At 71.4% G+C, this 10,929-nt stretch carries 11 protein-coding genes; 8 read left to right on the forward strand and 3 right to left on the reverse strand.

The window, feature by feature from the left end; genetic code table 11:
- Positions 1–178 precede the first annotated feature (178 nt).
- Together ACZ3J7_RS39015 and ACZ3J7_RS39020 are read left to right on the forward strand one after the other, a co-directional pair.
- Positions 179–1,195 (forward strand): bifunctional DNA primase/polymerase, encoded by a 1,017-nt coding sequence (locus ACZ3J7_RS39015; RefSeq protein WP_465628146.1) that lies wholly within the window; start codon positions 179–181, stop codon positions 1,193–1,195.
- On the forward strand, positions 1,192–3,036 hold the full coding sequence (locus ACZ3J7_RS39020) for an ATP-binding protein (protein WP_465628148.1): 1,845 nt from the start codon (positions 1,192–1,194) through the stop codon (positions 3,034–3,036). The genes ACZ3J7_RS39015 and ACZ3J7_RS39020 overlap by 4 nt, the downstream gene beginning before the upstream one ends.
- A gap of 68 nt (positions 3,037–3,104) precedes the next feature.
- Here ACZ3J7_RS39020 and ACZ3J7_RS39025 read toward each other — a convergent pair whose 3' ends face one another.
- A complete protein-coding gene (locus ACZ3J7_RS39025) occupies positions 3,105–3,320 on the reverse strand; it encodes a YozE family protein (RefSeq protein WP_465628150.1) in 216 nt (71 codons plus the stop codon).
- Between the two features lie 575 nt (positions 3,321–3,895).
- Here ACZ3J7_RS39025 and ACZ3J7_RS39030 point away from each other — a divergent pair.
- Together ACZ3J7_RS39030 and ACZ3J7_RS39035 are read left to right on the forward strand one after the other, a co-directional pair.
- Positions 3,896–4,708, forward strand: a complete 813-nt coding sequence (locus tag ACZ3J7_RS39030) for a ParA family protein (protein WP_465628152.1) — start codon at positions 3,896–3,898, stop codon at positions 4,706–4,708.
- Positions 4,705–5,190 (forward strand): hypothetical protein, encoded by a 486-nt coding sequence (locus ACZ3J7_RS39035; protein WP_465628154.1) that lies wholly within the window; start codon positions 4,705–4,707, stop codon positions 5,188–5,190. Before ACZ3J7_RS39030 ends, ACZ3J7_RS39035 begins: the two co-directional genes overlap by 4 nt.
- A 393-nt stretch (positions 5,191–5,583) precedes the next feature.
- Here ACZ3J7_RS39035 and ACZ3J7_RS39040 read toward each other — a convergent pair whose 3' ends face one another.
- Positions 5,584–6,591, reverse strand: coding sequence for a hypothetical protein (locus ACZ3J7_RS39040; protein ID WP_465628156.1), 1,008 nt, complete (start codon positions 6,589–6,591; stop codon positions 5,584–5,586).
- 236 nt (positions 6,592–6,827) lie between these two features.
- Here ACZ3J7_RS39040 and ACZ3J7_RS39045 point away from each other — a divergent pair, with 236 nt between their 5' ends.
- Together ACZ3J7_RS39045 and ACZ3J7_RS39050 are read left to right on the forward strand one after the other, a co-directional pair.
- Complete coding sequence (locus ACZ3J7_RS39045; RefSeq protein ID WP_465628158.1) at positions 6,828–7,313, forward strand: nucleoside 2-deoxyribosyltransferase domain-containing protein; 486 nt, start codon at positions 6,828–6,830, stop codon at positions 7,311–7,313.
- Between the two features lie 198 nt (positions 7,314–7,511).
- A complete protein-coding gene (locus ACZ3J7_RS39050; RefSeq protein WP_465628160.1) occupies positions 7,512–8,042 on the forward strand; it encodes a hypothetical protein in 531 nt (176 codons plus the stop codon).
- A gap of 178 nt (positions 8,043–8,220) precedes the next feature.
- Here ACZ3J7_RS39050 and ACZ3J7_RS39055 read toward each other — a convergent pair whose 3' ends face one another.
- Positions 8,221–8,916 (reverse strand): DUF4145 domain-containing protein, encoded by a 696-nt coding sequence (locus tag ACZ3J7_RS39055; protein WP_465628162.1) that lies wholly within the window; start codon positions 8,914–8,916, stop codon positions 8,221–8,223.
- Between the two features lie 113 nt (positions 8,917–9,029).
- On the opposite strand from ACZ3J7_RS39055, the gene ACZ3J7_RS39060 reads away from it, so the two are divergent.
- On the forward strand, positions 9,030–9,428 hold the full coding sequence (locus tag ACZ3J7_RS39060; RefSeq protein WP_465628164.1) for a hypothetical protein: 399 nt from the start codon (positions 9,030–9,032) through the stop codon (positions 9,426–9,428).
- A complete protein-coding gene (locus tag ACZ3J7_RS39065) occupies positions 9,425–10,510 on the forward strand; it encodes a tyrosine-type recombinase/integrase (protein WP_465628166.1) in 1,086 nt (361 codons plus the stop codon). Before ACZ3J7_RS39060 ends, ACZ3J7_RS39065 begins: the two co-directional genes overlap by 4 nt.
- Positions 10,511–10,929 lie beyond the last annotated feature (419 nt).

A 10,929-nucleotide genomic window follows, 5' to 3' on the forward strand; every position in this document is an offset into this window, starting at 1 on the left:
GCCACTATCTCCGGTCCAGAGGTACAAGGTCAGTCATCCGGAGGCTCTGGCGATGCACGGCAAGATGGTCCAGCAGGAACGACGAAGGCCCGCCCTGGCAGGGGCGGGCCTTCGGAAGAAGTCGCCGAGCGCGTACTCGGCTGAACACGAGCTCCCCGAACTGGAGGTGCGCTCACCTATGAGCGTACGAGAGAAGCACCTGTCACCGCCAGCTCACAACGCGCTGCGCCAGCACCTTCTGGCCAGCGCGTTGACGTACGCCGAGCAGGGCATGGCCGTACACCCCATTCTGGTCGGCTGCAAGGAGCCGCGCTGGCGGGACTGGGAGAGTCGGGCCACGACCGACCTCGCCCTGATCCGCCGGACCTGGGGGCGCGCCCCGTTCAACATCGGCGTGGCCTGCGGGCCCTCGCACCTGGTCGCACTCGACCTCGACGTGCCGAAGGACGGCGCCACTCCTCCGGAGGAACTGGCCGCCGCCGGGGTGACGGACGGGCTGTCGATGCTGCGTCACCTCGCGGCCGAGGCCGGTGAGGCGATCACCCCGACGCTGGCGGTCCGAACCGCCAGCGGCGGCTGGCACCTGATCTACGCCGCGCCCGGGCACATCCCGGTGCGCAACCGGGGCCGGATGGCCTGGTGCGTGGACGTGCGCGGCGACGGCGGGTACGTCGTCGGCATCGGCTCCGTCGTGGACGGCGGGTCCTACCGTCTCGCTGGTTCTGTCACGACCCCGGCGCCGCTGCCCGAGTGGATGCTGACCCTGATCACGGCCAAGGTCCAGCAACCCGAAGCGGGGGAGGCCCACCGGGCGGCTGAGGCGGTCGCCCGGCTGCGGGACCTGTCCCGGCTGGTCGGCACGACCCGCGAACAGCGCTGGGCTGCGGGCATCTTGGCGTCCGAGCTGGCGGAGCTGGAGGCGATGCGCCCGCAGACGGGCCGCACCGACCGGCTCAACCTGGCCGCGTACCGGGCCGGTCAGCTGGTCGGCGCCGGCCTGCTCGACCTCGCCCTGGCCGAGCGCGAACTGCTCGCCGTCGCCGAGGCCGCACGGATCTGCTCGACCCAGAACCCGCGCGGGTTCGTCGCCGAAATCGGGCGGACCGTCACCCGTGGTCTGCAGGCCGGGATCGCCCGGCCGCGGTTCATGGACGACCGCGCCCGCCAGACCCGCCAGGCCGGGGGTGCGGCATGACCGACACGGTGCTCGACATCCCGCTGCAGCAGCAGGCGCCGGCGAACGTCCCGACGGACCTGTTCGAGGCGTTCAAGCGGGAGCGCAGGAAGCAGACCGAGGCCGAGCAGTGGCTGGAGAACGCCAGCGAGGCCGAGGTCGTGGAGTTCCGGCAGTTCCAGGCCCGCAAGGCCGCCGAGGTGGCCGAGGCCGAGCAGGCTCGGCGGGCCGCCGAGTCGTCGCGCGGCGGGCGGCAGGAGAGCCAGGCCGACCAACTCGTGCGGCTGGCGATGACCCGGTACGAGTTCGGGAACGCCGAGAGCGGCGACCTGTTCGCGGTGCCGCGTCCCGGCTACGGCCCGCGGATCGCCCGGCTCCTGCGCGGCGGCCGCATCTCGCTGCGCGCGGAGCTGGCGCGAATCTACTTCGAGATGAACGGGAAGGCGGCCAGCTCCAGCGGCCTGGCGGACGCGATGCTGGCGGTCGAGGGCATGGCCCAGTCGACCGACCCGGTGCCGGTCTACCTGCGGGTGGCGCCACTGGGCAAGCGGCCCGAGCACGGCTTCGTCCTGGACCTCGGCCGCGCCGACGGCCAGGTCGTCGTCGTCACCCGCGACGGCTGGCGGGTCGAGGACGCCTCCGACCGGCACCCGCTGTTCCGTCGCTCCCAGCTCACCCAGCCGCTGCCGATGCCCAAACGCGGCGGCTCGTTGAAGCAGCTGCGCGAGCTGCTGAACGTCACCGACCAGAGCTGGCCCCTGCTGGTGTCGTGGCTGGCCACCGGCCTGATTCCGGGCATCCCGCACCCGGTGGTGTTCTTGGCTGGCGAGCAGGGCACCGCGAAGTCAACGGCCACCAAGATGCTGGTGAAGCTGCTCGACCCGAGCGCCGCGCCGGCCAGATCCGCGCCGAAGGACTTGGACGACTGGGCGACCGCCGCAGTCGGCTCCTGGGTCGTCGGCCTCGACAACCTCTCGCGGATCCCGGAGTGGCTCTCGGACGCGATGTGCCGGGCCGCCACCGGTGACGCCAACCTCAAGCGCACCCTGTACAGCGACAGCGACGTCACCGTGCAGGAGTTCAAGCGCGTCCTGATCGTCAACGGCATCGACGTCGGCGCCCTGCGCGGCGACCTCGCCGACCGCATGATCCCGGTGAGCCTGCACCGGATCAAGAAGCGGCAGACCGAGGTCGAGCTGTGGGAGGCGTACGACGCGGCCCAGCCCGCCATCCTCGGCGCGCTGCTGGACCTGGTCGTCAAGACGCTCGGCGCGCTGCCGGAGGTCCGCGAGCAGGCCAAGCACGGGGAGATCCCGCTGCCCCGCATGGCCGACTACGGCCTGATCATGGCGGCGCTCGACAAGGTCGGCGGGCAGAAGACCAGCATCCTGCAGGACTACTTGGCCGAGCGCATCGAGCTGGCCGAGGAGGTGGTGGAGTCCAACACCATCGCCACCAAGCTGTTGCAGTTCATCAAGGCCGAGAAGCCGGACCCGGAGACGGGCGCCCACCTGTGGGAGGGCACAGCGGCCGAGCTGCTCGACAAGCTGACCAGCATGCTGCCCGGGGCGATCCCCGAGGGCTGGCCGCGGACCTCCGGCGTGCTGTCCGGGAAGATCAACCGCGTCGCCTCGGACCTGGACAAGCTCGGCCTGGACGTCACTCGGTCCAAGACCGGCGCCGCCGGCCGGATGATCCACCTGCGCTACGTCCCGCGCCCCGTCCCGGCCGAGCCGCAGCAGGGCCAGCAGCAGTCCTTCGACACCACCTTCACCGCCCCGGCCGCCCAGGCCCCGGCCGTCCCGACCACCCAGTCCTTCACCGGCCAGCAGCCCGGCCAGTCCTGGCCTCCGCTGGAGTAGCGCACAGCGCCTCCGCCGACCCGCCCGTGCACCGGCACCGGCGGGCTTTCGGCGTGTCCGGGGACGGGTCAGCGGTGCTGCAGGTAGAGATCCCAGGCCGAGACAAGGGTCTGCATGGCCGGCGCGTCGTCGTCCAGCCCGGCGACGTCCTGCAGGTGCTCGCGGTAGGTCTCCAGGTCGCCGTCTTCGGGCCAGTCGGGGTCACGGGCCGCGTCCCGGGCGAGGTCGCCCACCCCGCTGTTGACCTGCATGAACTGACTCAGCCACTGGGTGAAGTTGCCCATCGGGCCCTCCTTGCTGCCGTACCGGGTACCGACGGGTCGTCAGGGTACCGGTCGCCGCCCACCATCACTCTCTGTTGGTGACGCACTTGGTGACGCACTCGGTGACGCTCTCCCGAAAGTGCGTCACCTGGGGTCCAGAGTGCGTCACCTGGTGACGCACTTTTCCGAGTGCGTCACCGAGTGCGTCACCAGCCCCCACCTGCCACGTGTCCGGTATGTGGTGATTCCAGGTGACGCAGTGACGCACTTTGCCCCCTCTCCTCTGTCCAAGAAAGAAATCCAGGGGGGAGAGGTAGAGGAGTAGGGGAAAAGTGCGTCACTGCGTCACTGTGTCACCTGCCCTCCGGCCCTGATCTCTACGCAGAGTGATCTACGGGCGATCTGCCGGGCGACCACCTGAGCCAGCGCGGGCAATCCCCCGCTTCGGGTTGCTCGGTTCGGGAGGGCAGGTGCCGGGTGCGGCCTTGTACACGGGTGTGGCACCTCCTGTCTGGACCTTGGCCATGCTGCGGGCTGGCCGAACAGCTAGCTGGCATGCTGGCGAGCCGATAGGTAGGCGGCGGAGGGAGCCAGCGGTGACGGTCGTTGTAGTGACGTTCAGCGGCAAGGGGGGTGTGGGCAAGTCCTCGATCGCGGCGGGGCTGATCGCGGTGGCGGCGAAGCGGGGGATGCGGGTGGCCGGTGGCGACCTGGACCCGCGCTTCACCCTCACCAAGGAGCTGGGCCTGGTCGCGCCCGAGTACACGCTCAACGACCTGCTCTACATCGACCCGGAGTCCCAGGTGCCGCCGGGTGACCCGGCCGAGCTCGTCCACCAGGTCCTCGTCCCCGCGGGCCAGAACTGGCCGGGCAACGTGTCCGTGCTGCCGGCCGAGCGGCCGCTGGGCCGCCGGGAGACCGACTCCCAGATGTTCGAGCCCCGCCTGCGCCGGGCGATCGGCGGCCTGGTGGACGTCGACCTGGTCGTGCTCGACCTCCCGCCCCGCCCCGGCGGCAAGCTGGTCGCGGCCGGACTGCTCGCCGCCCACACCGCGCTGATCCCGGCGACGTTGACCGCCGACGGGCACGACGGCGCCCGCGAGGCCCTGCAGACGCTCTCGTTCCAGACCGCGCCGGGCGGTCCGAACGAGGCGCTGACCATCGCCGGCGTGTGCCGCTCGATCGTCCCCCGGGACTCCGAGATCCGGGCGATCCACCGGTACTGGGACGACCAGATCACCGAAGACTTCGCCGCGCACCTGCTGAAGACCAGCGTCCCCAGCTACGCGGTGCGCGAGGAGTGCCGGACGGTGTGCGCGCCGATCACCTCGGCGAGCGGGCCCCAGGCCCGAAAGTTGGAAGAGTCGTACAACGCCCTGCTCGACCGATCGCTGGAGGCTGCCGCGTGAGCAAGATGCTGGACCAGGCCCGCAAGGAAGCGGCCGCCGGCCGAGCCCCCCACCAACTGCAGGGCGGCGGTCTGCGCAAGGCCGGCGACTCCGGGATCGACCCGGCGCAGATGCCCGGTACCGACTCCGCCCCGGTCCCGCCCCCAGCGAAGAAGGCTGCCCCCGCTGCCCGGGGCGCTGCGCGGAGGCCGGCCAAGCAGGCCGCCGAGGACGACAGCGTCCGCAAGCCCTTCGGCAGCTACCTGCCCAAGGGACTCCACCGCCGGTTCAAGGCCGGGTGTGTGCTGCGCGAGATCGAGATCCAGGACGCACTGGAGGAGGCGGTCGAAGCGTGGCTCGACCCCTCCCCCCGCGTCAGTCTCCCGAAGGAGGTGGCCCGCCAGTTCGAGGCCGCGGTCGAGGTGGCCGACGTCGATCCGGCCTGGGCGGTGCGCGAGGCCCTCGCCCAGTGGGCAGAGCGCCAAGGCGTGAAGGGAAACTGACTCAGTTTCACCGCGGATCCTGTCTGTCCTGGTCCGAGCCCTCAGAAGCAGTGACGGGAACCCCGTCATCGTCACGAGAGGAGACCAGGATGGCTTTCTGCCCGGTATGTAAGCACCGGATTCACAGTGAGGAGCGGCCGCCGATGCGGCCGTGGGACAAACCCAAGCCGCCCTGCAGGTTCTGCCCGCAGTGCCAGCGGGCCCAGGGCGCCGGACGGAAGTAAGGACAGACCGCCCCTGACCTGTGGAAATCCTGGCTAGTCGGCAAGCTGGCGAGCCGACTAGCCAGGCCGCGGCAGTGGGTGCCCGACATGATTTGGCGGACTATCTAGCAAGATTGCGCGCGACCGACGGCCCGGGGCCGGTGAACGGGGCCGTACGGCAGGGGCGGGCTCAGCCCTCGGGGAGGGAGAGTTGCTCGGGCTGGACGGGCTGTTCGTCGCGCTGGGCGAGCCGCTCGATCAGCGCGACGACGCTGGCGGCCTGCTGGGCCAACTGCGCGGCATCGAGGAGGGACAGCTTGGCCCGCACGCCCCAGCTCGTGGCGTCGGCCTGGTACTTCTCGGCTTCCTCGCTGAGGCCGGCGGCCGCGGCGCGCTCGTGCTTGTCCTTCGCCTCGGCCTGCAGGTCCTTGGCGTAGGTGGCCTCCCGCTCGGCCTGCTGGGCGGCCTTGCTGAACCGGCGGTGCTCGTGCCGCGCCCGCTTCGGCGCCTCGGCCAGGGCCCGCTCCACCGCGGCCCTGATCACGTCCCCGGTCGTCACGATCTGCTCGCGCAGCTTCGTGCGGACCGCCAGCTCGGCCTCGTCGGGAGTCGAGGCGAGGGCCGCGCCCATCGCGGCGAGCATGGTCACCCCGCCGTAGGTGCGCTCGGACTGACGCAGGATCACCTCCGGCCCGTCGCCCCACTTCTCCGACCACTCCTGGAGCCTGCGCTCGATGCCGGCGTTGTGCCAGTACACGGCCTTCTGCAACCGCTCGCCGAGCTCGTGCGGGAGCCGCACGCCGAGCCTGGCGAGGAACTTCGTCTCACCCTCGTCGTGCTGTGCGCTGTACCGCTGGGGGTCGGTCCCCCACCGGCGGCCCGCGGCCAGCGCCCCTGCCGGGATCGCCCGGAACCGCTTCTGGTCCCACCCCCGCGCCACCAGCTCGGCCTGGACGGCGGGCACCAGTAGCCAGTCCCGGCTGCCCGCCAGCTCGCCGCTCTCGCGCTTGAGCGCCAGCCGCTCCCGGGTGGCCCGCCGGGCCTCCGCCAGCCGCGTTCCCCGCAGTCCGGCGTGCTCCTGGCGCTCCTCGGTCAGCCAGTCCCGTTCCTGGCGGGCCGCCATCTCGGTGACCAGCTCCAGCAGCGCCAGCTGCCGCTCGGCGATCGCCACCGTGAACTGAACCGTCGGTGTTCCCATGGCGCAATCATGAGAGATAAACCGCCCGTGCCGCACCCTTCCGGGCGGTCCCGTCACCCGAGAGCGCGACGATCCGGCTCGCTGGCAAGCCAGCTAGCAGGTCAGGCCCAGCTCCCCTTTCAGTTCCTAGTCATTACCCAGGTCAGTACCTTTCCCCCCAACCCCCCACGCGGCTGGAAACCGGAAACCGGCGGCGGGGCTGTCGGTGGCCGCGCCGGGCGGGCATCGTGGTCGCCGTGACCACACCGCAGCGCACCCGCCGGTACTTCGAGGCCCCGGACGTCTACGTCCCCGCGGCCGAGGACCCGCCCGCCGTCTTCCTCGCCGGCGGCATCACCGGCTGCCCCGACTGGCAGGCCGCCGCCGCCGAGCGACTCCTCGCCGAGGGCCTGGTCGTGCTCAACCCGCGCCGCGCCGCCTGGCCCGACCCCGCCGACCAGGCCGCCGCCCGCCACCAGATCGCCTGGGAGTACCGGCACCTGCACCTGGACGGTGTCATCACCGCGTTCTGGTTCGCCGGCGCCGAGAGCGTCCAGCCGATCGCGCTGCTGGAACTGGGCGCCGCGCTCGACAACGGGGCCCGGCGGATCGCGGTCGGCGTCGACCCCGACTACCCCCGCCTCCTGGACGTCGTCGTCCAAGCGGGCCATGCCCGTCCCGGCCTGGGCATCCACGCCTCGCTCGACGGCCTCATCGAGCGGGTGCTCCTGCTCGCGCGGTAGCGGTAGCCGCGTTCCGCCCGCCCAACCGCCAGACCGGCGAGGGAGGTCGGCACCCGGCGGCCACCGTCAGACAGCCACGACACCCGGGCGCGATGTCAGGAGTTCCTGACGTAACCGACCTGACGTCAGAATCGTTGACGATTTCAGCTAATGTCAGTGGGTCTTGACGTCGTGGGGCGTCCGTCAGGAGGTGGCGGCATGGAGCCGGAGACGGTGGCGGATCCGCTGGAGGACCACGTCGGTGAACTGCTCGGGCTGGCGGGCAGCGGGGCCGAGCTGGACGGTGCCTGGCACCGGCACGACGGCCAAGGCGGCCGCCAGCGCGCGGTCGCCGGCCGGGCGGGCTGCTCGTGCGGCTGGCGGGGCAAGGAGATGGTCCCGCTGACTCCCGCGGGCGAGGAGCCGGTCGACGGGCCCGGCTCGCCCTGGTACGCGGCGTGGGAGCAGCACCTCGCCCGGGTCGTCGGGGACCAGGTCCCCGAGGACGTCCGCCAGCTGGTCGGCCAGCTCCGCCGGCGCCTGCAGGAGCTGACGGTCGAGCGCCCCCTCGCGGGCGTCCGAGCCGCCGACGAGGTGGAGCGGATGGGCCGCTCGCAGATGTTCGAAGCGGTCAAGGTGGCGCGGGCCGGGCGGGCCAGCTGGCATGAGATCGGCACCGCCGCCCGGGTCACCCGGCAGACCGCGCACCAGCGGTTCGCCACGGTGGTGCCCAAGACCGGCAAGAGCTGACGACGGCGACGGCGGGCACCCGCCCCGCCCCGCCCCCGCTTCGGGTGGCTACTCGGCCCGGCAGGACGGGGGTTGAGGAACATCCGTGCCGGATCGTGTGCCAAGGCCGGATCGCTGGCGTGGGCTCGCCAGCTCGTCGGCTAGCTGGCGAGCCTGGGGCGGGGTCGGGGCGCGCGGGCTACGGCTGGGCGGCCTTGCGGGCGCTGACCTTGGCCTGCCGCTGGGCGGCCATCCGGGCCCGCTCCGCGGGCTGGACGTACAGCACGAGGCAGACCTCCGCGATCAGCCCGGCGATGTCGGCGATTTCCTCGGCGGAGAACTCCAGCGCGTAGTGGACGCTCTCGTTGCCGACTATCCGGGCCTCGTGCAGCGCGTCGATGGTCGACTGGTCCAGGCCGCCGGCCTTCAGCTCCTCGATCTTCTCGTACAGGTTGTGCTTGGTGGCGCCCTGCTGCTTGCAGATCTCCTCGACCACGGCGCGGTAGCCGACGCCGGCCAGCCGCATCGCCCCGGCGTTCTCCGCCTTCGACGCCTCGGTGAACAAGTCGCGTACCAGCTCCGGCACGTCGTCCCCGAGCTGGCGCGGCGCGGCCTCGGGCCACACCAGCCGCGTCGACTCGGTCGTCCACCCGCTCTCCGTCCACACCCGGACCCTGTGCAGGGTCAGCGTCTTCGAGCAGTGCAGGCAGCGGTAGACGTTCTGCAGCAACCACCGGGGGTCCGCTGCGAAGCTCTGGCCACCCATGTTCTGGGGCAGCACGCGGCTCGGCCAGAGGTAGAGGGCGAACTCGTGGCTGAAGGCGGCGTGGACGCGGCAGTTCGGGCACAGGCCGGGGTTGAGGTGGCCGTTGTCGTTGAAGGTGAGAGTGGTCACCGCTCAGGGATAGCGGACGGGGCGGACCGGGCGCATCCGGTTTGTCCGGGCGGCGGTCACCCGTTCGGGCGAAGCCCCAAAAAGGGAAGGATAATTACAGTTATCCTTCCTTCATGACGAACCCTCAGCAGGACACCGATGCCGTTGCCGAGGGCAACAAGGCTGCGGCGAAGCAGGCCATCACCGCGTACTTCGAGAACCGGGTGCAGGTGTGGACCGGGGTGGCGGCCGCGATGCGTGGCACCCCGCAGGCCGGCATCTGGAACACCACCCTGATCGGAGCCCAGGACAACCTGCGGAAGTGGCAGCAGACCGAAGTCACCGACAGTCCCACCGCCGAGATGGTGGCGACCTGGACGGAGGACAAGCTGGAGGAGGCCATGCGCCACCCGGACTTCAACCCGACGGTCCAGGCCGCCGTCGACCGGCTCCGCGCCCAGCTGCAGGAGTCCCTCGCGATCTGGCGCGGCCTCACCGCCCTCGGCTACAAGATCACCCAGGCGGGCCGGTGACCGACCTCGTCCTGCGCACCGCGACGGTTCCGGCACAGGCAACGCCGCTCGACCCGCGCGACGACTGGCCCGCCGAGGCCCGGCAGCTGCACGAGGACCTGGTCGCCGAGTGGGGCGAGGACGACGCGCTGCCCGACCTCGCCGGGGCCTGGATCGCCCACTACCGCTCCCCGAACACCCGCCGCACCTACGCCCGGCACTTCCGGGTGTGGAGCCGCTACTGCGCGGAGAGAGGCCGCCACCCGCTGGAGGCCGGCTTCCTGCTCGCCGACGCCTTCGCCCGCCACCTGGAGACCGCCCCGACCCTCGTGCGGGTCAAGGGCGGCGCGTACGGGGAGATGGCGCCCACCGGCGAGCCGTACTCGGACGCCGCACGCGCCAACGTCCTGTCCGCTAATGGCTCCTTCTACAAGTACTCGGTGAAGGCGAAGGTGCTGCTGCCCGCCGGCGACCCCTTCGCCGACGTCCTGCGCCCGGCCATCGACCCCGACTACTCCGCCACCGAGGGCCTCACCCCCGAGGAGAACCTGCGCCTGGTCACCGCTGCGAAGGCGCTCAGCCAGCGCGCCTACGTCATCGTGCTGATGCTGTACGTGCTGTTCCTGCGCGTCGACTCGCTGCTCGCTGCCGACATCGAGCACCTCGGCTACGACCGCGGCCACCACGTCCTGCGGATCAAGGTCAAGGGCGGGAAGTGGAAGTCCAAGCCCATCCCGCCCATCGTCTGGGACACCCTGCAGGTCTACCTCGACGGCCGCACCACCGGCCCGATCCTCATCACCCGAACCGGCGCCCGGCTCCGCGAACCGGAGGTGTGGAAGCTGCTGCGCCGCCTCGCCCGCCGGGCCGACCTCCCGCAAGCCGCCACCATCCACCCGCACGTACTGCGCGGCGACGGCATCACCGACGCCCTCGACGCCGGCGACAAGCTCGAAGACGTCCAGGACGCCGCCGACCACAAGGACCCGCGCACCACCCAGCGTTACAACCGCCGCCGCAACCGGCTGGAGCGCCACCCCGGCCACGGCCTCGCCGCCCGCCTCGCGGACCACCTGGGTGGCGAGCCCACCAGCGAGGGCTGACCTCCTGAGATTCCTCCCTCTTGGCCCGGCGACACCCCCTCAGCGCCCAGAAATCGCCCATCGTCTGTCTCTGTAGGTCCTGCTGACGCTTCGTCAGGCAAGTCTTATGTTTCTTGATTCGATGCTGGCTCCACAGGACGCTCCTGGTGGCTTTCAGAGCGAGCGCCGCCATCAGCGGTGGTCAGAAAACCGACGGCACCGACGGCTCTCCGACCCCTGCGAAAATGTCGCTGCCAGCAGACATCGGCCATGAGTGCTAGCGGATGTCGCCACGCCTGTGACGCCCGGTCAGACCTTTTTCGGCTGAGGAAGAGGACCTTGGCGAACGCTGGCGAATGGTCGACCGGCACCAATGGGCGACCTCTGTCCCAGCACTGACCGGGGGTCCAGGCCGGGGTCCAGGCCGGGGGTCCAGGCCG

The sequence above is a fragment of the Kitasatospora sp. NPDC015121 genome (genome assembly GCF_055562955.1).

Coding starts and splice junctions, on each gene's coding strand:
- ACZ3J7_RS39025 (WP_465628150.1), bottom strand. CDS start 3,320: ATGGGCAACTTCACCCAGTGGCTGAGTCAGTTCATGCAGGTCAACAGC.
- ACZ3J7_RS39040 (WP_465628156.1), bottom strand. CDS start 6,591: ATGGGAACACCGACGGTTCAGTTCACGGTGGCGATCGCCGAGCGGCAG.
- ACZ3J7_RS39060 (WP_465628164.1), top strand. CDS start 9,030: ATGACGAACCCTCAGCAGGACACCGATGCCGTTGCCGAGGGCAACAAG.
- ACZ3J7_RS39050 (WP_465628160.1), top strand. CDS start 7,512: ATGGAGCCGGAGACGGTGGCGGATCCGCTGGAGGACCACGTCGGTGAA.
- ACZ3J7_RS39015 (WP_465628146.1), top strand. CDS start 179: ATGAGCGTACGAGAGAAGCACCTGTCACCGCCAGCTCACAACGCGCTG.
- ACZ3J7_RS39020 (WP_465628148.1), top strand. CDS start 1,192: ATGACCGACACGGTGCTCGACATCCCGCTGCAGCAGCAGGCGCCGGCG.